Genomic DNA, 20,078 nt, shown 5'->3' on the forward strand with positions numbered 1-20,078 from the left:
TCTGCGGTGGACACAACCATTGTGATCACCGCCAACCACTGTGGGAGCGGGCTTGCCCGCGATGGCGTCCGCGAGGACGCCGCATTATTTGCCGACGAACTCCGCTTCACGCTTGGCAATAAACGCCGCCATCCCTTCCTTCTGATCCTGCGTCGCAAACGCCGCATGGAACACCCGACGCTCAAAGCGCACGCCTTCCGAGAGGCTCACTTCGAATGCACGGTTGACGCTTTCCTTGACCATCATGGCTATCGGCAGCGACTTCTTGGCGATTAATGCGGCGACTTTCAGCGCTTCGTCCAGCAATTCGTCCGCCGGCACGATCCGCGCCACGATCCCGCAACGCTCCGCTTCCACCGCATCGATCAACCGACCGCTGAGGCACATTTCCATGGCCTTGGCCTTGCCCACAGCGCGGGTCAGGCGTTGGGTGCCACCCATGCCCGGCAACACGCCGAGGTTGATTTCCGGTTGGCCGAACCGAGCGTTGTCGCCGGCCAGGATGAAGTCGCACATCAGCGCCAGTTCACAGCCACCGCCCAAGGCAAAGCCGTTGACGGCGGCGATGATCGGCTTGCGGCGATTGGCCACGCGGTCACTGTCGCTGAACAGGTCGTCGAGGTAGATCTGCGGGTAGGTCAGCTCGGCCATTTCCTTGATGTCGGCACCGGCGGCAAAGGCTTTTTTCGAGCCGGTCAGCACGATGCAACCGATGTTCGAATCGGCTTCCAGGCCATCGAGGGCGTGGTTCAGTTCGCTGACGATCTGCGCGTTCAACGCGTTCAGCGCCTGCGGACGGTTCAGGGTAATCAGGCCGACACGGCCGTGGGTTTCCAGCAAAATCGTTTCGTAACTCACAAGGGGGCTCCTTCTTAAAGACTGCGCGAAATGACCATGCGTTGAATATCGCTGGTGCCTTCGTAGATTTGGCAGACCCGCACGTCGCGGTAGATCCGCTCCAGCGGGAAGTCGTTCAGGTAACCGTAACCGCCGAGGGTTTGCAACGCTGCGGAGCAGACCTTTTCGGCCATTTCAGAGGCGAACAGCTTGGCCATGGACGCTTCGACCAGTGCCGGTTTACCGCTGTCACGCAGCGCCGCAGCGTAATGCACCATTTGCCGGGCGACGGCGATCTGGGTCGCCATGTCCGCGAGGCGAAACGCGACGGCCTGGTGTTCGATGATCGGTTTGCCGAAACTCTCGCGCTCACGGGCGTAATCCCGGGCCGCTTCGAACGCGGCGCGGGCCATGCCGACCGATTGCGAAGCGATGCCGACGCGGCCGCCTTCGAGGTTGGCCAGGGCAATTCGATAGCCTTCACCCTCCTCGCCGAGTCGATTGGCGACCGGGACTTTCACGTCTTCGAACAGAATCTGGCAAGTGTCGGACGCATGCTGACCGAGCTTGTCCTCGACGCGGGCGACTTTGTAGCCCGGTGAATCGGTCGGCACGATCAGCGCAGTGATCCCGCGTTTGCCGGCGCTCGGGTCCGTCACCGCAAACACAATCACCACCCCGGCGTTTTGCCCGGAAGTGATGAACTGCTTGCAACCATTGAGAACGTAGTGATCGCCTTCCAGACGCGCACGGGTTTTCAGGCCGCTGGCGTCGGAGCCGGCCTGCGGTTCGGTCAACGCGAAGGCGCCGAGCATCGCACCGCTGGCCAGCGGTTTGAGAAAGCGTTCTTTCTGGTCGTCGTTGCCGTAGTTGAGGATCGGCACGCAACCGACCGAGTTGTGCACGCTCATGATGGTCGAGCAGGCGCCATCGCCGGCGGCGATTTCCTCCAGGGCCATCGCATAGGCCAGGTAACCGGTGTCGCAGCCGCCCCACTGTTCCGGCACCAGCATGCCGAAAAAGCCCAACTCAGCCATTTCGCCGATGGCCTCCTTGGGAAAACGGTGCTCACGGTCCCACTCGGCAGCGAACGGTTTCAGCCGTTCCTCGGCGAATTGCCGGGCCATGTCGCGGATCTGTTGTTGGTCGTCATTGGGAATCATGGTGAATCCTTAAAATTAGCCTTCGTACACACGCCTGAAGGTTGAAACGCAGAACCTGTGGGAGCGGGCTTGCCCGCGATAGCGATCTGTCAGACAACATCATGGGTGTCTGGAAAACCGCCTTCGCGGGCAAGCCCGCTCCCACAGGGATAGGCGTTTGCCTTAGTAAAGGCATTCCACAGCCATCGCCGTGGCCTCGCCGCCGCCGATGCAGATCGCCGCAACGCCGCGTTTCAGGCCTTTCTGGCGCAGGGCCCAGAGCAAGGTCACAAGGATCCGTGCACCGGACGCACCGATCGGGTGACCCAGTGCGCAAGCACCGCCGTGCACATTGAGTTTCTCGTGGGGGATTTCCAGATGGGTCATTGCCGCCATGCCGACCACGGCGAAGGCTTCGTTGACTTCAACCAGATCCACGTCGTTCAGCGACCAGCCGGTTTTCTTCATCAGGCGCTTAATCGCGCCGATCGGTGCCACCGGGAACAGGCCCGGCGTATCGGCGAATGCCGCGTGACCATGGATCACTGCCAGCGCCTTCAAACCACGTTTTTCAGCTTCGGAACGGCGCATCAGTACCAGTGCCGCCGCACCGTCGGAGATCGAACTGGAGTTCGCCGCAGTAACGGTGCCGCCTTCACGGAACGCCGGTTTCAACGAGGCGATCTTGTCCAATTTGGCTTTCGGTGGCTGCTCGTCTTGGCTGATCAGCACTTGCTCTTTGCCGACGGTGACAGTCAGCGGCACGATCTCGTCCTTGAAGCTGCCATCCTTGATCGCCTGTTGGGCGCGGGTGGTCGAAGCGATGGCAAACGCATCCTGAGCTTCGCGGCTGAAGCCGTTGGTTTCGGCGCAATCCTCGGCGAAGGTGCCCATCAGGCGACCTTTGTCGTAGGCGTCTTCGAGGCCGTCGAGGAACATGGAATCGAGCACACGACCATGGCCCATGCGGTAACCGCTGCGGGCGCGGTCGAGCAGGTATGGCGCGTTGGACATGCTTTCCATGCCGCCGGCGACGACAACATCGGCGCTGCCGGCGACCAACATGTCGTGGGCCAGGATCGCCGCTTCCATACCGGAACCGCACATTTTGTTCAGAGTGGTGCAGCGGGTCGACTTATCCAGCCCGGCGCCCAGTGCAGCCTGCCGGGCCGGGGCCTGGCCGAGGCCGGCGGGCAGCACGCAACCAAACAGCACTTCTTCTACGGCATCCGGCGCCACGCCGGCGCGTTCAACAGCAGCACGAATCGCGGCAGCGCCCAGTTGCGGCGCGGTCAGGCTTTTCAGTTCGCCCTGGAAACCGCCCATCGGGGTACGAACGGCGCTGACGATAACAATCGGATCGTGGGAAAGGGTCATGACAAATCCTCCTTACTTGGCGGCCATGCGCAAGGCACCGTCGAGACGGATCACCTCGCCATTGAGCATGCTGTTTTCAATGATATGCCTTGCCAGCTGCGCGTACTCGGCCGGTTTGCCCAAGCGCGGCGGGAATGGCACACCCGCCGCCAGCGAGTCGCGGACTTCCGGGGTCATACCGGCCATCATCGGTGTTTCGAAAATGCCCGGAGCGATGGTCATCACGCGGATACCGAAGCGCGCCAGCTCACGGGCGGCCGGCAAGGTCAGGCTGACAATCGCGCCTTTGGACGCGGCATACGCTGCCTGGCCGATCTGACCATCGTAGGCCGCAGCCGACGCGGTGTTGATGATCACCCCGCGCTCGCCATCGGCATCCGGCGCGGTTTCGGCGATAGCCGCCGACGCCAGGCGCAGCATGTTGAAACTGCCGATCAGGTTGACGTTGATTACCTGGCTGAAACTGGCCAGTGCATGCGGACCGTTTTTACCGAGGATCTTCTCGCCACGCACGATGCCGGCGCAGTTGACCAGACCGTTGAGGCCACCGAAAGCCTTGACCGTCGCCTGCACCGCCCCTTCCGCCGCCGCTTCGTTGCTGATGTCCGCGACCACGCTTTGCGCACCGAGGCGTGCAGCCTGAGCCGCAACCGCATCGGCGTTCATGTCCACCAACATCACTTTGGCACCGGCCGCGACCAGCATTTCAGCGGTGGCCGCACCGAGCCCGGAAGCACCGCCGGTGACCAGAAAAACCTTGTTTTCGATCTGCATCATTGTTTCCTTCGATTCAAGCTGAAACGTTCTTCGCCGCGGCCTCTTGAGCCTTGGCGATTTCCTGGTTGCGCAAGATAAAGCGCTGCAATTTGCCGCTTGGGGTCTTCGGCAACTCGCTGACAAATTCGATTTCACGCGGGTACGAATGCGCAGCCAGACGCTTGCGCACGTGTTGGCGCAGCTCTTCGGCCAACTCCGGCGCAGCGCGGTATTGCGCGCTGAGCACGACGAAGGCTTTGACCAGTTCGGTGCGCTCTGGATCGGGTTTACCGACCACGGCGGCTTCGACCACGGCCGGGTGTTCGATCAACGCACTTTCGACATCGAACGGCCCGACGCGGTAGCCGGAGGTGGTGATCACATCGTCACTACGTCCGACGAAGCTGATGCTGCCGTCCGGGTTCCACTCGACGGTGTCGCCGCTCAGGTAATAGTTGCCGACGAAGGCCTTGGTCGGCGCGCCTTCGTAGCCGCCGAACCAGCACATTGGCGATTGCGTGCGGTCGACGGCGAGGATGCCGGGTTGGCCGACCCCCAGTTCCTTGTACTCGTCGTCCAGCACCACAATACGGTGACCTGGCGAGGCAAAACCGGCGGCCCCCATGTGGATCGGGTGCTCGAGGCCGTGGTGGTTGCACAGGACCATGCCCAATTCGGTCTGGCCATAGTGGTCGTGAATGACTACGCCGAGGTTGTCGGCGAACCAGCGGATCACTTCCGGGTTCAGCGGCTCGCCGGCGCTGCTGACAATGCGCAGCTTGCCTTTGATCGATTTGGCGAACGCGTCACCACCGGCAATCAGCAGGCGATAGGCGGTCGGTGAACCGGTGAGGTTGGTGATGCCGTACTTGTTGATCACCCGGCAGGTGCTTTCGAGGGTGAATGGGCCATCGTAGAAAGTGATCGGATGCCCCATCGACATCGGTCCGGTGACGCCGAAATAGATACCGTAGGCCCAGCCTGGATCGGCGACATTCCAGAACGCGTCTTCCGGGCGCAGGTCTACGGCGTCACGGGTGTAGCTCTGGAATGCAACGATTGCCTTGAGCGGTACCGACAGCGCTTTCGACGGGCCGGTGGTGCCGGAGGTGAACATCAGCAGGAACGGGTCTTCGCCGGTCAGCAGCACGGGTTCGCAGTCAGAGGAAAAATTGGCCAGTTCGGCCCAGAAACTGAAATCGCCACGGACAATGCCCTCGCCCTTTGCACCGCCGACGGTGACGATAGTCGGGCAGTCGGCGACTTCAGCGAGTTTCGAGCGGTTGACCGCATCGGTCACCACCACTTTGGCGCCGGAACTGCTCAAGCGGTGTTCGATGGCCTTGGGGCCGAACGCGGTGAACAGCGGCTGATACACCGCGCCGATGCGCCAGGTGGCGAACACGGTGATCAACAATTCGATATTGCGCGGCAGCAGGCCGGCGACCTTGTCGCCTTTCTTCACACCCTGCGCCAGGAGGAAGTTGGCGAAACGCGCGGCTTTGGTCTGCAAGTCGCTGAACGTGTACGTCGCGCTGGCGCCGTCGCGGCCTTCCCAGAACAGCGCGATACGACCTGGCAACGCATGCCGGTCGCAACACTCGACACAGGCATTGAGGGCCGTCAGATCGCCCGCGAGTGCGGCGTCGACGGTGTGCTGATAATTGAACTGTGAAGTGGCAGACAAGTAATCGCGCATTGCCAGAATCCCTGTGTATTTTTATTAGGTTGGGGGAACCGTAACCAACAGGGAAATACTCGCTCTGCGCGGGAGGTGGGGCAATGGTCAAAGCTATCAAGTTGTCTGACTGGTTTGGCCAAGGTTTGAGAGGTGTGATGCCTGTGAGGCCAGCAGCATCACTACAAAATCCGGATCAGTCAGCCTCGTTCAGAATCAAACTCCGGTAATGCCCAGGATTCGACCCCGACCATTTGCGAAACGCCTTGTAGAACGAGCTCGCATCGGCAAACCCCAGCCGCGCGGCGATTTCGGCGAAGCTGATGCTCGGCTCCGCCAGCCAGACAATGGCCAATTCCTTGCGCACGCTGTCCTTGAGGCCCTGATAGGTCTGCCCCTCTTCCGCCAGCCGCCGGCGCAAGGTTGATGCCGACATGCACAGTTGCTGTGCCAGCGGCTCGGTTTCCGGCCATTGCTCTGCGGGCAATTGCCGCAAATCGTGCTTGATCCGGCTGGCCAGGCTTTGCGGATCGCGATATTTCACCAGAATGTTCGCCGGAGCGTGGGCCAGGAATCGCTTGAGTTCTTCGGCGCTACGTTTGATCGGCAAATCCAGGCAATCGGCCGAGAAAATCATCCGCGTGCGCGGCCGGTCGAAACGCAGGTTCTCGGAAAACATCACCTGGTAGTCATCGCAAAAATTCGGTGCCGGGCAGCGCAACTCGATGGCCAGAATTGGAATCCGCCGCCCCGCCAGCCAACACGCAACGCCGTGCACGATCATCCAGTAAGTGAAATAAGTGAAGGCACGGCGCGGGTCCTGTTCGTCTTCCAGCAAGACGATTTCCGCGAGACTTTGCTGACGAACCAGTTGCGCAGGCAGGTGTTCGAGCATCAACGACAGAAACCCCAGCCCCGACGTCAGGCCAGCGGCCAGGCTCGGCTGGACCATCGAGCAACGGCAAAGAAATTCCAGGCTGCCGGATTTGAGCTTGCGCGGGTCCATGCCAAAAAACTCATCGTCGCAGCGCCGCGCCAGCAAACGCCACAGCCTGGCGTAGGCGGTGGCCGGAACGCGGGCATCGGTGGATACCAGCAGTGCCGGATCGATGCCAACCTTGTGCAGCACCTCGTCGGTGGCGGCGCCCGGAGCGCAACTTTGCAACAGCGCTTCACGCACCAGTTGAATGGAAATGGTGTCTTTTTCCGACATTGAGCGAGATGTGCCGTGTTGTTGTTTGAGTGGTGGGCATAGTAGCGCAGCCCGCCAGAGCAATGGAGATCCTGTGGGAGCGGGCTTACCCGCGATGGCGGCGTTACATTCGATAGTTATGCCGTCTGACCCACCGTCATCGCGGGCAAGCCCGCTCCCACAGGGTTTAGGGTGATGCTGAGGGTTGTTCAGCCTAGGTTCAGGTAAATGTCAATGATTGGCATTTGGGAATGAGTGTCATTATGTTACAAATTAGCACCCTATCTAATCCCGCGACGGTGCTGAATGCTTGTTCCTTTTCTGATCATGCTGCGCGAAGGCATCGAGGCCGCATTGATCGTTGGCATCATCGCCAGCTACCTCAAGCAAACCGGTCGCGGCCAGTGGATGCCGGCCGTGTGGATCGGCGTGTTTCTCGCTGCGGCACTGGCTCTGCTGGTGGGCGGCGGTCTGGAACTGGTCAGCGCCGAATTCCCGCAGAAGCAACAGGAACTGTTTGAAGGCGTGGTCGGCGTGGTCGCGGTCGGCATTCTCAGTTCCATGGTGTTCTGGATGCGCAAGGTGGCGCGCTCGATCAAGCATTCGTTGCACGTCTCCCTCGATCACGCGTTGACCGGTTCCAGGCATCAGGTGACAGCGCTGATCGCCATGGTGTTTTTCGCCGTCGCCCGGGAAGGCCTGGAAACGGTGTTCTTCCTGCTCGCGGTGTTCCAGCAAAGCGAAGGCCCGGCGGCACCGATGGGCGCCCTGCTCGGCCTGATCCTGGCGATCATCGTTGGTTTCCTGATCTACACCGGCAGCCTGCGCCTGAACCTTGGCGCGTTTTTCCGCTGGACCGGCCTGTTCATCCTCGTCGTGGCCGCCGGCATTCTCGCCAACTCGGTGCAGGCGCTGCATGAAGCCGGGGTTTGGAATCAGCTGCAAACCGTGCTGTTCGACTTCAGCGCCACGCTGCCAATGGACGGCCCGCTGGGTTCTGTGTTGTCCGGGATGTTCGGCTATCAAGATGCGCCGACCGTCAGCACCCTCGGTGCTTATCTGATTTATCTGGTGGTGGCGCTGGTGATGTTTTTTCTCCCCGCGCCTGCTCCCGCTAAACAAGCTTCTTCCTTGTCCAGTCAATAAGGGCCTTCATGTCAACGCCTACTCCTCCTGTGGCCGCCCCTCCCCGCGCCTTGCGCTGGGCGGTGGCCGGTTCGGTGATCGTGATGATCGCCGCCGGTGGCCTGTTCTACTACGCCTCGAAAATGGCCGCGGCCAAACGCCAGAGCAACCATGACGAAGTATTGGTGACCATTCACCCGCACAGCTGCGAGCCGCATGCGCTGACGGTGCCGGCCGGTCGCGCCAGTTTCCGCATCGTCAACCGCTCGGACCGCGCCGTTGAATGGGAAATCCTCGACGGCGTGCTGGTGGTCGAAGAACGGGAAAACATCGCGCCCGGCCTGAGCCAGGTGATCAACGCCAACCTGCTGCCCGGCGATTACGCGATCACCTGCGGCCTACTGAGCAACCCGCGTGGCACGCTGCACGTGACACCGACCGCGGCGTCCGATGCCGCCGCCAAGGCCAAGCCGTCGATGGTCGCTTTCGTCGGACCGTTATCGGAATTCCGCGTTTACCTGAGCAGCCAAAGCACCGCGCTGATCAAAGCCGTCACCGCCCTTGAGCAAGCCATCGAGGCCGGCGACCTGAGCCAGGCACAAGCCTTGTACGTGCCGGCACGTAGCGCCTATCAACGCATTGCCCCAGCCGCACAGCGTCTTGCCGAACTGGACAATACCCTCAATGCCCGGGCCGATTACTTCGAGAAACGCGAGCAGGACCCAGGCTTCAGCGGCTTCCATCGCCTCGAATATGCGCTGTTCCAGCAACGCACCCTCGGCGGCCTGACACCGGTGGCCCAACAGCTGTTGACCGACGTCACCACGCTCAAGCAACAACTGCTCGCCCAATCGCTGCCGCCGGAACAATTGGTCAGCATTGTGGTGCGCAACCTCAACAACCTCGGCGACGTGCGCGCCAGCAGCGGTGAAGAAGAACGCTACAGCCACACCGACCTGAACGGTTTCGCCGGCAACCTCGAAGCGGCGCGCAAAGTCGTCGACCTGCTGCGTCCGCTGCTGACCAAGTCCGCCGCCGAACTGCTGCCAACCATTGACAACGCCGTCGCCAGCCTCGATGCCGAACTTAACGGCTTCAACGTCGAGAACGGCTACGCGAACTACGACACGGTGAATGCCGAGCAGCGCAAACAGATCGCCGACAAGGCCAAGGCCCTGGCCGCCGCACTCGATGGAATCGATCCCGCCCTTGGCCTTTCCGGCCTGTAAGCAGAAGACGACATTCAGATGAACGATTCAGAGCAATTCAACCTTCAGCGGCGCCGGGTATTGATGGGCATCGGCGCTGCCGGTGTGGCGTTGGCCGGTTCGGCATTGAGCTGCCCGGCCATGGCCGCCAGCCCCGCGCAAGTCACCGAAGCGCCAAGCAGCGACAAGACCGACGACCGCCACGACTTCCACGGCCAGCACCAAAGCGGCATCGTCACCCCGCGCCCGGCGTCGGGCATGTTGGTGTCGTTTGATGTGTTGGCGAGCGACCGCGAAGACCTCGAGCGGCTGTTCCGCACGCTCAATGAGCGCATTGCGTTCCTGATGAAGGGCGGCCCGGTGGCGCAGGTCGATCCGAAACTGCCGCCGGTGGACTCGGGGATTCTCGGCCCGGTAGTCACGCCGGATAACCTGACCATCACCGTCTCGGTGGGTGAATCGTTGTTCGACGAACGCTTTGGCCTGGCCCACGCCAAACCGAAACGCCTGAGCCGCATGGTCGGTTTCCCCAACGATGCACTGGAAGCCGATTGCTGCCACGGCGACCTGAGTTTGCAGTTTTGCGCCAACACCACCGACACCAACATCCACGCCCTGCGCGACATTGTGAAGAACCTGCCGGACTTGCTATGGGTGCGTTGGAAACAGGAAGGCAGCGTGCCGCCCCAGGCACCGGCGAAACCCGGTGTGCTGGCGCAGAGCGCACGTAACTTCCTGGGCTTTCGCGACGGCTCGGCCAACCCCGACTCCAACGACGCCAAGGCCATGGACCGCATCGTCTGGGTCCAGCCCGGCAACGACGAACCGGCGTGGGCCGTCAATGGCAGCTATCAAGCGGTGCGGATCATCCGCAACTTCGTTGAGCGCTGGGACCGCACGCCGTTGCAGGAACAGGAAAGCATTCTCGGCCGGATCAAAAGCTCCGGCGCACCCATGGGCGGTGCCCATGAAACCGAGGTGCCGGACTACGCGAAAGACCCGCAAGGCAAGCTGACCAAGCTCGATGCGCACATCCGTCTGGCCAACCCGCGTACCGCCGCAAGTCAGGCCAATCTGATCCTGCGCCGGCCGTTTAACTACTCCAACGGCGTCAACAAGAACGGTCAGCTGGACATGGGTTTGTTGTTCATCTGCTACCAGGCCGACCTGGAAAAAGGCTTCATCGCCGTACAAACCCGTCTCAACGGCGAACCGCTCGAGGAATACCTCAAGCCGGTCGGCGGTGGGTACTTCTTCACCCTGCCGGGTGTGACGGGCGACCAGGATTTCATTGGTCACTCACTGCTCAACGCGGCACAAACAAAAGCCACCACCTAACCAACCCCAACACGGAACCGCCCCATGAAAAAGTCGCCACTTGCGTTTTTGCTGACCCTTGGTTTGCTCAACTCCCCGCTTTCGGCTTTCGCGGCGACGGCGCCGCTGGAACTGGTGGGGCCGATTTCTGACTACAAGATTTACGTCACTGAACAACTGGACGAACTGGCCAGCCACACTCAGAAGTTCACCGACGCGGTGAAGAAAGGCGACCTCGCCACCGCGCAAAAACTCTACGCGCCGACCCGGGTTTACTACGAGTCGATTGAGCCGATTGCCGAACTGTTCAGTGACCTCGACGCGTCCATCGACTCCCGTGTCGACGACCACGAAAAAGGCGTGAAAGCCGAAGACTTCACCGGTTTCCACCGTATCGAGTATTCGCTGTTCTCCGAGAAGAGCACCAAGGGGCTGGGCGAACTGGCCGATGGTTTGAACAAAGACGTCAAAGACCTGCAAACCCGCGTGGCCGGCCTGACCTTCCCGCCTGAAAAAGTGGTCGGTGGCGCGGCTGCGCTGCTGGAAGAAGTCGCCGCGACCAAGATCTCCGGTGAAGAGGATCGTTACAGCCACACCGACCTGTATGACTTCCAGGGCAACATCGACGGCGCAAAGAAAATCGTCGACCTGTTCCGTCCGCAGATCGCGAAGCAAGACGCGGCGTTCATTGCCAAGGTCGACAAGAACTTTGCCACGGTGAACAAGACGCTGGCGAAGTACAAGACCAAGGAGGGTGGTTTCGAGACTTACGACAAAGTGAAGGAAAGCGACCGTAAGGCGCTGGTTGGGCCGGTGAATACGTTGGCTGAGGATTTGTCGACGTTGCGTGGGAAGCTGGGGTTGAACTGAGTTTTGTCGCGTCTGTACGGGCCTCATCGCGGGCAAGCCAGCTCTTACGGTTGATCGCGTTTCCCCTGTAGGAGCTGGCTTGCCAGCGATGGCATTTTCAGACCCGACACATTCCCCTCCTGCTAACATCCCCCACCAATAACAAAAGCTCACGGAAGACTCACCCATGTCCGCTTCAACCTTCGACCTGCGTCCGCTCATGGTCGCCAACATGGCCTGCAGCATGGCGATGATGGCGTTCGTCTCTTTGATCGGGCCGATTGCCCGGGTATTGGGGCTGGCCACCTGGCAGGCCGGTGCGGCGGTGACGGTGTCGGGGGTGATCTGGATGGTTTTGGCGCGCCCCTGGGGTCAGGCCAGCGACCGCTTCGGACGACGGCGCATTTTGTTGCTCGGCACAGCAGGCTTCACCCTCGCCTATTGGGCCTTGTGCCTGTTCATCGACACCTCTTTACGCTTCCTGCCTTCAGCGGCGCTGGCGTTTATCGGGCTGATGCTCGGACGCGGGCTGATCGGCGTGTTCTATGCGGCGATCCCGGTCGGTTGCAATGCGTTGATTGCCGACAACGTCGAACCGCAACACCGCGCCAAAGCCATGGCCGCGTTGGGCGCGGCCAACGCCTGCGGGCTGGTGATCGGCCCGGCAATCGCCGCCCTGTTGTCACGCTACAGCTTGAGCCTGCCGTTCTACGCCATGGCGGTTCTACCGTTGTTGGCGTTCCTTGTGCTGCGTTACAAACTCAAGGCTCAGGAGCTGCATCTGCGCCAGGCACCGCGCAAGGTTCACTTGAATGATCCACGGCTGCGCCGGCCCATGGCCGTGGCGTTCGTGGCGATGCTCTGTGTGTCCATCGCGCAGATCACCGTAGGGTTTTTTGCCCTCGACCGACTCGGCATGAGCCCGGCCGACGCCGCGCAAACCGCCGGGATCGCCCTGACCATGGTCGGGTTCGCGTTGATCTGTTCGCAGTTGGTGGTGCGGCGACTGGAATGGCCGCCGCTGCGGTTGATCCGGGTCGGCGCGGTGGTGGCTGCACTGGGCTTTTCCGGCAGCATCATTGCCGGCACCGCGTGGGCCTTGTGGTTGTGCTTCTTTGTCTCGGCGGGTGGCATGGGCCTGATTTTCCCGTCCTTCGCCGCGCTTGCCGCCAATGCGGTGGAGGCCTCGGAGCAAGGCGCAACCGCCGGCTCCATCGGTGCCGCCCAAGGGTTTGGCGTAGTGATCGGGCCGTTGACCGCCACGCTGATCTACGACATCGAGCCGCGCTTGCCGTATGTGGTGGCCGCAGCGTTGTTGCTGCTGGTGGCCCTGTGGCCAGGGCCCCGGCAGCATCAGGCTTTATAGAATGCGATAGAGCAAGCGCTCAATGCGCACGCGACTGACGCGTTTGAGGAACTTGGCCACGCCCGCCGGGTAATCCGGCAGGGTTTGCAGGTCCTGATATCGCTCGATGCGCGTGGTGTGCTGGAAGATTTCCGCCAGCTCGCTGCGACGCGGTGCCAACAACTCGCCTTTGGGGTCATCAATCAGCAGCGCGTTTTCCAGATCGAGACGGAATGCGCGCGGATTGAGGTTGTTGCCGGTCAGCAAGGTGTAACGCTGATCGACCCACATGCCTTTGAGGTGGTAGGTGTTGTCGCCGTCCTTCCACAGGTGCAGGTTCAGTTGACCGCTGTCGACGTTGCGATGATGACGCTTGGCGAAACGCCGCAGGCTGATTTCGTAGAGGTACGGCAACGCCGCGATCACTTTGAACGGCTCGCTCGGCGGGATGTAAAAGTCATTGGCGGTCTTGTCGCCGACCACAATGTCGATCTTCACGCCCCGAGCCAACGCCCGGTTGATCTCCCGGGTCACCGCCAACGGCAGGTTGAAGTACGGCGTGCAGATCGTCAGTTGGTGCTGGGCACTGGCGATCAACTCGCAAATTACCCGGCTCAACGGGTTGTTCTTGCCGACACCGAGCAAGGGGCTGACCGACAAACCGTCTTTCGCTGTGCTGCCCGTCGTAGTGTCGTATGCCGCGTGTTTCAGGCGGCTGCGCAGGTCACCGATGTCGTTGCGCAGGCTGCGCGTGGTCGGCAGGTTCGGCAAATCGAGACGATGCACCGCTTTCGAGGCAACCAGACCGTGCTGAACCAGGTGCTGCATCGAATCGGCCAGGGCACCGTTGTGCAGCAGGTGATAACGGTCGTAGCGGTATTTGTCGAACTTGTGCAAATAAACATTATTCAGACTCGCACCGCTGTAGATCACGCAGTCGTCGATCACAAAGCCCTTCAAATGCAGCACGCCGAACAGCTCGCGGGTCTGCACCGGCACGCCGTACACCGGGACCACGCTTTCGTGGGTTCGGGTGGTTTCCTGATACCACGCCGAATTCCCCGGCTGTTTGCCGGCACCGATCAAGCCACGTTGGGCGCGCAGCCAGTCGACGACGACCACGACATCCAGTTCCGGCCGCGCCAGTTTGGCGGCGTGCAAGGCATCGAGAATTTCCTGGCCGGCTTCATCCTGTTGCAGATACAGCGCGACGATGTAGATGCGCCGGGTCGCTGTGGCGATTTTTTCCAGCAGGCAACGACGGAACTCGGCAGCGCCAGAGAGGATGGTGACGGCATCGGCGGTCAGCGGAAAACTGCGCAGTTTGGGCAGCAGAGAGCGTTTGAAAAGCGACGGCATAGGGCTCGCAAATGGGTCGAATCCGAAGAGTTCAAGAGCTTACACCATGGAAGGGTTTGGGTCTTGTTGGTGTCTTTCCTGACGTCATCGCTGGCAAGCCAGCTCCTACAGTAAATCGTATTTAAACCTGTAGGCGCTGGCTTGCCAGCGATGGCGATTTCACATGCGCCGGAAAATAATATTTGACCAAGAAGAACGATCGTTCTACTGTTCGTCACATGAACGAAATCACTAGCAGCAAGACACGCGACATCATTCTGGATGTCACCGAAAAGTTGATCTACAAAAGTGGCATCGCTGCCACGGGCATGGATCTTCTGGTGAAAACCGCCGGCGTCTCCAGAAAAAGCATTTACCGCTACTTCGCCAACAAGGAGGAGTTGACCGTCGCCGCCCTGCAACGCCGCGACGTGCGCTGGATGCTCTGGTACAGAAATGCGGTCGACCAGGCCGAAACTCCGGCCGACCGGTTGCTCAACCTGTTTACCGTGCTCAAGGCCTGGTTTGCCTCCGAAGGCTTCCGTGGCTGCGCTTTCATCAACACCAGCGGCGAAACCGGAAACCCGCAGGATCCGGTTCGGATGGTCGCCAAAGAACACAAACAGAAATTGCTCGACTACCTGCACGAGCTCTGTACCGAACATGGCGCAAACGACCCGGAGACGCTGGCCAAACAGCTGCTGATCCTGATCGACGGCGCCACTACCGTGGCGCTTGTCATGGGTGATCACAGTGCCGCCGATAATGCGCAATGCATGGCGCGAAAGTTATTGGACCTGTAACACATTTACCAAGCCCGACAACTTGCTTGAACTTTTATTTGAGAGGGAGACTTTAAATGTCTAACGCAGAAGTTCGTCCGCCATTGCCGCCGTTTACCCGTGAATCGGCCATCGAAAAAATTCGCCTGGCCGAAGATGGCTGGAACTCCCGTGACCCGGAGCGCGTGTCGCTGGCCTACACGCTGGACACCCAATGGCGCAACCGCGCCGAATTCGCCTACAACCGCGAAGAAGCCAAAGGTTTCCTGACGCGCAAATGGGCCAAGGAACTGGACTATCGACTGATCAAGGAACTCTGGGCGTTCACCGGCAACCGCATCGCGGTGCGTTACGCCTATGAGTGGCACGACGACTCGGGCAACTGGTTCCGTTCCTACGGCAACGAAAACTGGGAGTTCGACGAGAATGGGTTGATGGCCAACCGGTTCGCCTGCATCAACGACCTGCCGATCAAGGAAAGCGAGCGCAAGTTCCACTGGCCGCTGGGTCGTCGCCCGGATGATCATCCGGGCCTGTCCGACTTAGGTCTATAAATACACATCGCACCCTGCAGGAGCTGGCTTGCCAGCGATGGCGTCATCACATTCAACAAATAATGTTGCCTGTGAAATCGCCATCGCCGGCAAGCCGGCTCCTATGCATTTTGTGGGGGTCAGGCGACTGCGGCTTGTTTCACGCCCGCCTCGGCTTCCAGCTCCCGCACCAACGGCAACACCCGCTTGCCGAAATACTCCACCTCTTCTTGAAAGTGCAGAAATCCCGCCAGCACCAGGTCCACGCCCACCGCCTTCAACGCCACAATCCGCTCGGCAATTTGCTGCGGCGTGCCGATCAGATTGGTCTTGAAGCCATCGTTGTACTGCACCAGATCCTCGAACGTCGATTTGGCCCAATTGCCCTCGCCTTCCGGTGACGCCCTGCCCGCCTGCTTGGCCGCATCGCCAAAGGCATTCACCGCCTCGGGGTCGGCCTGATCGATGATCTGCGCCAGCACCGCGCGAGCCTCTTCTTCGGTGTCGCGAGCGATCACAAACGCGTTCACCCCGACCTTCACCGAGTGATTGTTCGCGGCTGCCTTGGTACGGATATCGTCGACTTGCGCCTTGATACCTTCCGGCGTGTTGCCGTTGGTGAAGTACCTGTCCGATACCCGCGCCGCCATGTCCCGCGCCGCACGGGAGCTGCCGCCCTGGAAGACTTCCGGTTGGCCCAGCGGTTTCGGTTTGAGGCTGTAGTTGTCGAAGCGGTAGAAGTCACCACGGAAGGTGAAATTGTCCTGGCTCCAGATGCCTTTGAGCGAGCGGATGAATTCTTCGGAGCGGCGATAACGCTCGTCGTGCTCCAGCCAGTGTTCACCGATGGCCTGGAACTCGCCTTTGAACCAGCCGCTGACGATGTTTACGGCCACCCGGCCATTGGTCAGTTGATCGATCGTCGCCAGTTGCTTGGCGGCCAGCGCCGGCTGCCAGGGACCGGGCAAGATCGCGGCGATCACTTTCAACGTTGTCGTTGCAGCCAGAAGTGCGTGACTGAAGGCGACCGACTCATGCTGGTACTCGGCGCCGTAACCGGCGGTGAAGCGAATCTGCGTCAGGGCATATTCAAACCCCGCGTCCTCGGCCAGTTGCGCCAGTTTGCGGTTGTAGTCGATGCCCCAGTGGGTGCGTTGCTCGATCTTGCTGACCACCAGCCCGCCGCTGACGTTCGGCACCCAGTAGGCAAATTTGACGGCTTGCTGACTCATTGGCGTGTCCTCTGGACGTTAGGAAGTCCTTGGGTGAGAGCAGCAACCGTGCCAGCCGGGTGAAACGACTATCTTGAGCCCGGCGAGACCCCCTGTGGGAGCGGGCTTGCCCGCGATAGCGGAATGTCAGTCAATGGATGTGTTGAAAGTGACGCCGCCATCGCGGGCAAGCCTGCTCCTACAGGGTTCTGGGTGTGTCAGGGCAATTTGCTGTTGCGCTGTTGGTACGGCAACAGTTCAAACGGCATCTGAATCCAAGCCCCTAGCAAAACCCGGCTGTTTCTACCCGGCACGGACCCTGCAATCCCCCTCGGCACTAACTGCCGATCCAAGGAGCTGCCCCCATGACCGAACACCAGGTAATCAATCCACTGTCCATTGGCACTGACTATGAAGCGCTGGCCGCGAGATTCCGCCCGATTTTCCAGCGCATTGCCGCCGGAGCCGTCCAGCGCGAACAGTCGCGCAGCCTGCCCTACGAGCCCATTCAGTGGCTGAAGGAAGCCGGCTTTGGCGCCGTGCGCGTGCCAGTTGAGTACGGTGGCGGCGGCGCGTCCCTGCCGCAACTGTTTGAGTTGCTGATCGAACTGGCCGAAGCCGATTCCAACGTTCCGCAAGCCCTGCGCGGGCATTTCGCGTTTGCCGAGGACCGCTTGAACGCCACTGCGGGGCAGGCCCGGGACCTGTGGTTCAAACGTTTCGTCGACGGTGACATCGTCGGTTGCGCCTGGACGGAAATCGGCAGTGTGGCCATTGGCGATGTGATCACCAAAGTCTCGCCCCATGGCGAAAAGTGGCGCCTCAACGGTGAAAAGTTCTACAGCACCGGCAGCCTGTTTTCCGACTGGATCGACGTCTACGCCCAGCGCAGTGACAGCGGTGGCGACGTGATTGCCGCTGTACGCACACGCCAACCGGGGATCGTGCAAAGTGATGACTGGGACGGTTTCGGCCAGCGCACCACGGGCAGCGGCACGTCGCGGTTCATCGATGCCGAGGTGGACGCAGAAAACATCATCGATTTCGCCACCCGTTTCAAATACCAGACGGCGTTCTATCAGCTCGTGCTGTTGGCCACGCTGGCCGGGATCGGTCGCGCCGCGTTGCGTGATGTGGCGCATCAGGTGCGTGCGCGCAAACGTATTTACAGCCACGGCAATGCCCAGCGTGTCAGCGAGGACTCGCAGGTTCAACAAGTGGTCGGTGAAGTGGCGGCGTGGGTGTATGCCGCTGAAGCCAGTGCCTTGAAGGCGGCGCAACCGGCGCAGCGGGCGTATCTGGCGCGGTTTGCTGGTGATGACGTGCTGGAGCGGGCGGCAAATGTTGCGGCGGAGCTCGAATCGGCGAAAGCGCAGGTGGTGGTGTCGGAGCTGATTCAACGGGCGACCACCGAGCTGTTCAATGCGCTGGGGGCTTCGGATGTTCGTCAGGGAAAATCACTGGATCGGCATTGGCGTAATGCGCGGACCGTGTCTTCGCACAACCCAGTGATCTACAAGGCGCGGATTGTCGGGGATTGGGCGATTAACGGGACGGAGCCGCCGTTTGTGTGGCAGATCGGCAATGGGCCTGCCTCGAAGTGATGTAGCGCCTGAAAGTCAGTCTTCGCGGGCAAGCCCGCTCCCATAGGGGCCTGGGTGAACACAAATGATGTGAGTACCGCATTCCTTGTGGGAGCGCGCTTGCCCGCGAAGAGGCCAGGTGGGTCGCCGCAAAGTCTCGATATAGGTAAGATATCGGCCCTTCCCCGCAGCCACTGGCTGCACCCCGCCGAATAAGCCCAAGTCCATGCCTTTCGAACTCAGCGTTGACCTCACCACCCTGGCCATCCTCGCCGTCGTCGCCTTCATTGCCGGTTTCATCGACGCCATTGCCGGCGGCGGCGGTCTGTTGACCACTCCGGCGCTGCTGACCGCTGGCCTGCCGCCGCACCTGGTACTGGGCACCAACAAACTCAGTTCGACCTTCGGCTCGGCCACCGCCAGTTTCACCTTCTATCGACGCAAACTGTTCCATCCGCGGCAGTGGGTGCACGCCATTGTCGGCACCCTGGTCGGCGCGCTGACCGGTGCCGTGGTCGCGCATTACCTGCCCGCCGAGTGGCTGAACAAGATGCTGCCGGTGATCGTGTTCGCTTGCGGCCTCTACCTGTTGTTCGGTGGTACGCCGAAAGCACCGCTGGACAGCGACGCGCCGATCAAGAAAAAGTGGCAATCGACCCAAGGCTTCAGCCTCGGCTTCTACGATGGCGTGGCCGGCCCCGGCACCGGCGCGTTCTGGACCGTGAGCAGCCTGCTGATGTATCCCATCGACCTGGTGAAGGCCAGTGGCGTGGCGCGCAGTATGAACTTCGTCAGCAACATTGCGGCGCTGTCGGTGTTCATCTTTTCCGGGCAAGTGGACTGGATCATCGGCCTGAGCATGGGCCTGTCGGTGATGGTGGGTGCATTCTTTGGCGCCCGCTCTGCCATCAGCGGCGGCGCCAAATTCATTCGCCCGGTGTTCATCACCGTGGTGCTGGGCCTGACCGTGCGCCTAGCCTGGCAGCACTGGTTCAGCGTGGCCTAAACGCCGCGCCACATAGACGTCGATCAGGTAACGGGCAATCGAGCGTGACGCCGGCAACGGCGGCAGCTCGTGCACGTTGAACCACTGGGCGTCCTCGATCTCGTCTTCCTGGCAGACAATCTCGCCGCCGGCGTACTCGGCGTGGAAGCCGAGCATCATCGAGTGCGGGAACGGCCAGCACTGACTGCCCATGTACTGGATGTTCTTGACCTCGATCTGCACCTCTTCGCGCACTTCGCGAATCAGGCAGTCTTCAGCGGACTCGCCCGGCTCGGCAAACCCAGCCAGCGTGCTGTAGACCCCGGAGACAAACCGTGGCGAGCGCGCCAGCAAAACTTCATCGCCACGGGTGATCAGCACGATCATGCTCGGCGAAATGCGCGGGTAATAGCGCAAATTGCACGGCTCGCAATACATCGCCCGCTCACGCGGCACTTGCAAGGTCGCCTGCCCGCAGTTACCGCAAAAACGGTGCTCGCGGGCCCAGGTGCCGATCTGCGCGGCATAACCCAGCACCTTGTAAACGGCATGATCACCGTCGAGCATGAACGCCCGCAAGCCTTTCCAGTTGCACCCCGGCACGTCGCTGTGACTGCGCAGCTCCAGCAGATAGACCGGTTCGCCATCCAGATGACCGATGCCATGTTCGGCAAGAATCGGCAGGTCCTGGCGCTTGAGCCATTCACGCGGGAACAGCGCGCCATTGTCGTCGAACAGGAAACCTTCAGGGCTGCGCGCGACGGCCCAGCCGCCCGGTTGATCGGTGTCCAGTACTGCGGTGGTCCAGCGTGATGTCATT

Annotated in this window: 18 protein-coding genes; 9 read left to right on the forward strand and 9 right to left on the reverse strand. The window is 61.1% G+C overall.

What is annotated here, in order from left to right; all coding sequences use genetic code 11:
- Positions 1–84: 84 nt before the first annotated feature.
- The 6 genes from ACI77H_RS20105 to ACI77H_RS20130 all read right to left on the reverse strand — a co-directional run bounded on the left by ACI77H_RS20105 (position 85) and on the right by ACI77H_RS20130 (position 7,003).
- Positions 85–858 carry an enoyl-CoA hydratase gene (locus tag ACI77H_RS20105; RefSeq protein WP_150634332.1) on the reverse strand — a complete coding sequence of 258 codons (774 nt, stop codon included), beginning with the start codon at positions 856–858 and terminating at the stop codon, positions 85–87.
- 14 nt (positions 859–872) lie between these two features.
- Positions 873–2,000, reverse strand: coding sequence for an acyl-CoA dehydrogenase (locus tag ACI77H_RS20110; protein ID WP_150634331.1), 1,128 nt, complete (start codon positions 1,998–2,000; stop codon positions 873–875).
- Between the two features lie 162 nt (positions 2,001–2,162).
- Positions 2,163–3,356: an acetyl-CoA C-acyltransferase gene (locus ACI77H_RS20115; RefSeq protein WP_407013463.1), complete on the reverse strand. Its 1,194-nt coding sequence runs from the start codon at positions 3,354–3,356 to the stop codon at positions 2,163–2,165.
- 12 nt (positions 3,357–3,368) lie between these two features.
- Entirely contained in the window at positions 3,369–4,130 is a 762-nt protein-coding gene (locus ACI77H_RS20120; protein WP_407013464.1) for an SDR family NAD(P)-dependent oxidoreductase, read from the reverse strand.
- A gap of 16 nt (positions 4,131–4,146) precedes the next feature.
- Positions 4,147–5,811: an AMP-binding protein gene (locus ACI77H_RS20125; protein ID WP_407013465.1), complete on the reverse strand. Its 1,665-nt coding sequence runs from the start codon at positions 5,809–5,811 to the stop codon at positions 4,147–4,149.
- 175 nt (positions 5,812–5,986) lie between these two features.
- Positions 5,987–7,003, reverse strand: coding sequence for an AraC family transcriptional regulator (locus tag ACI77H_RS20130; protein WP_407013467.1), 1,017 nt, complete (start codon positions 7,001–7,003; stop codon positions 5,987–5,989).
- A gap of 285 nt (positions 7,004–7,288) precedes the next feature.
- On the opposite strand from ACI77H_RS20130, the gene efeU reads away from it, so the two are divergent.
- The 5 genes from efeU (at position 7,289) to ACI77H_RS20155 (ending at position 12,847) form a co-directional block, all read left to right on the forward strand.
- Positions 7,289–8,128 carry an iron uptake transporter permease EfeU gene (efeU, locus tag ACI77H_RS20135; RefSeq protein ID WP_407013469.1) on the forward strand — a complete coding sequence of 280 codons (840 nt, stop codon included), beginning with the start codon at positions 7,289–7,291 and terminating at the stop codon, positions 8,126–8,128.
- An 8-nt stretch (positions 8,129–8,136) separates the two neighbouring features.
- Positions 8,137–9,336, forward strand: coding sequence for an iron uptake system protein EfeO (efeO, locus tag ACI77H_RS20140; protein ID WP_407013471.1), 1,200 nt, complete (start codon positions 8,137–8,139; stop codon positions 9,334–9,336).
- An 18-nt stretch (positions 9,337–9,354) separates the two neighbouring features.
- A complete protein-coding gene (gene efeB / locus ACI77H_RS20145; RefSeq protein ID WP_407013473.1) occupies positions 9,355–10,653 on the forward strand; it encodes an iron uptake transporter deferrochelatase/peroxidase subunit in 1,299 nt (432 codons plus the stop codon).
- 24 nt (positions 10,654–10,677) lie between these two features.
- Positions 10,678–11,502 (forward strand): iron uptake system protein EfeO, encoded by an 825-nt coding sequence (efeO, locus tag ACI77H_RS20150; protein ID WP_407013474.1) that lies wholly within the window; start codon positions 10,678–10,680, stop codon positions 11,500–11,502.
- A gap of 166 nt (positions 11,503–11,668) precedes the next feature.
- Entirely contained in the window at positions 11,669–12,847 is a 1,179-nt protein-coding gene (locus tag ACI77H_RS20155; RefSeq protein WP_407013476.1) for an MFS transporter, read from the forward strand.
- Here ACI77H_RS20155 and pssA read toward each other — a convergent pair.
- Positions 12,842–14,185 carry a CDP-diacylglycerol--serine O-phosphatidyltransferase gene (gene pssA, locus ACI77H_RS20160; RefSeq protein WP_407013477.1) on the reverse strand — a complete coding sequence of 448 codons (1,344 nt, stop codon included), beginning with the start codon at positions 14,183–14,185 and terminating at the stop codon, positions 12,842–12,844. The genes ACI77H_RS20155 and pssA overlap by 6 nt on opposite strands.
- A gap of 218 nt (positions 14,186–14,403) precedes the next feature.
- On the opposite strand from pssA, the gene ACI77H_RS20165 reads away from it, so the two are divergent.
- The gene (locus ACI77H_RS20165) at positions 14,404–14,967 is read left to right on the forward strand and encodes a TetR/AcrR family transcriptional regulator (protein ID WP_407013478.1); all 564 of its coding nucleotides are present in this window, start codon (positions 14,404–14,406) and stop codon (positions 14,965–14,967) included.
- Positions 14,968–15,023: 56 nt separating this feature from the next.
- On the forward strand, positions 15,024–15,500 hold the full coding sequence (locus ACI77H_RS20170; protein ID WP_407013479.1) for a DUF1348 family protein: 477 nt from the start codon (positions 15,024–15,026) through the stop codon (positions 15,498–15,500).
- 119 nt (positions 15,501–15,619) lie between these two features.
- Here ACI77H_RS20170 and sfnG read toward each other — a convergent pair whose 3' ends face one another.
- Positions 15,620–16,711, reverse strand: a complete 1,092-nt coding sequence (gene sfnG, locus ACI77H_RS20175; RefSeq protein WP_407013480.1) for a dimethylsulfone monooxygenase SfnG — start codon at positions 16,709–16,711, stop codon at positions 15,620–15,622.
- A gap of 344 nt (positions 16,712–17,055) precedes the next feature.
- Between sfnG and ACI77H_RS20180 the strand changes: the two genes are divergently transcribed.
- Together ACI77H_RS20180 and ACI77H_RS20185 are read left to right on the forward strand one after the other, a co-directional pair.
- Positions 17,056–18,294, forward strand: a complete 1,239-nt coding sequence (locus ACI77H_RS20180; RefSeq protein ID WP_407013481.1) for an acyl-CoA dehydrogenase family protein — start codon at positions 17,056–17,058, stop codon at positions 18,292–18,294.
- A 205-nt stretch (positions 18,295–18,499) separates the two neighbouring features.
- Complete coding sequence (locus ACI77H_RS20185; protein WP_407013482.1) at positions 18,500–19,279, forward strand: TSUP family transporter; 780 nt, start codon at positions 18,500–18,502, stop codon at positions 19,277–19,279.
- On the opposite strand, the gene nudC is transcribed toward ACI77H_RS20185, so the two are convergent.
- Positions 19,247–20,077 carry an NAD(+) diphosphatase gene (nudC, locus tag ACI77H_RS20190; protein ID WP_407013483.1) on the reverse strand — a complete coding sequence of 277 codons (831 nt, stop codon included), beginning with the start codon at positions 20,075–20,077 and terminating at the stop codon, positions 19,247–19,249. The two genes, ACI77H_RS20185 and nudC, sit on opposite strands and share 33 nt — an antisense overlap.
- Position 20,078 lies beyond the last annotated feature (1 nt).

The organism is Pseudomonas sp. O230 (assembly GCF_045447035.1).
Classification (GTDB): Bacteria; Pseudomonadota; Gammaproteobacteria; order Pseudomonadales; family Pseudomonadaceae; genus Aquipseudomonas.

Coding starts and splice junctions, on each gene's coding strand:
- efeO (WP_407013471.1), top strand. CDS start 8,137: ATGTCAACGCCTACTCCTCCTGTGGCCGCCCCTCCCCGCGCCTTGCGC.
- ACI77H_RS20115 (WP_407013463.1), bottom strand. CDS start 3,356: ATGACCCTTTCCCACGATCCGATTGTTATCGTCAGCGCCGTTCGTACC.
- pssA (WP_407013477.1), bottom strand. CDS start 14,185: ATGCCGTCGCTTTTCAAACGCTCTCTGCTGCCCAAACTGCGCAGTTTT.
- ACI77H_RS20120 (WP_407013464.1), bottom strand. CDS start 4,130: ATGCAGATCGAAAACAAGGTTTTTCTGGTCACCGGCGGTGCTTCCGGG.
- sfnG (WP_407013480.1), bottom strand. CDS start 16,711: ATGAGTCAGCAAGCCGTCAAATTTGCCTACTGGGTGCCGAACGTCAGC.
- ACI77H_RS20165 (WP_407013478.1), top strand. CDS start 14,404: ATGAACGAAATCACTAGCAGCAAGACACGCGACATCATTCTGGATGTC.
- efeU (WP_407013469.1), top strand. CDS start 7,289: ATGCTTGTTCCTTTTCTGATCATGCTGCGCGAAGGCATCGAGGCCGCA.
- nudC (WP_407013483.1), bottom strand. CDS start 20,077: ATGACATCACGCTGGACCACCGCAGTACTGGACACCGATCAACCGGGC.
- ACI77H_RS20185 (WP_407013482.1), top strand. CDS start 18,500: ATGCCTTTCGAACTCAGCGTTGACCTCACCACCCTGGCCATCCTCGCC.
- ACI77H_RS20170 (WP_407013479.1), top strand. CDS start 15,024: ATGTCTAACGCAGAAGTTCGTCCGCCATTGCCGCCGTTTACCCGTGAA.
- ACI77H_RS20180 (WP_407013481.1), top strand. CDS start 17,056: ATGACCGAACACCAGGTAATCAATCCACTGTCCATTGGCACTGACTAT.
- efeO (WP_407013474.1), top strand. CDS start 10,678: ATGAAAAAGTCGCCACTTGCGTTTTTGCTGACCCTTGGTTTGCTCAAC.
- efeB (WP_407013473.1), top strand. CDS start 9,355: ATGAACGATTCAGAGCAATTCAACCTTCAGCGGCGCCGGGTATTGATG.
- ACI77H_RS20130 (WP_407013467.1), bottom strand. CDS start 7,003: ATGTCGGAAAAAGACACCATTTCCATTCAACTGGTGCGTGAAGCGCTG.
- ACI77H_RS20155 (WP_407013476.1), top strand. CDS start 11,669: ATGTCCGCTTCAACCTTCGACCTGCGTCCGCTCATGGTCGCCAACATG.
- ACI77H_RS20110 (WP_150634331.1), bottom strand. CDS start 2,000: ATGATTCCCAATGACGACCAACAACAGATCCGCGACATGGCCCGGCAA.
- ACI77H_RS20125 (WP_407013465.1), bottom strand. CDS start 5,811: ATGCGCGATTACTTGTCTGCCACTTCACAGTTCAATTATCAGCACACC.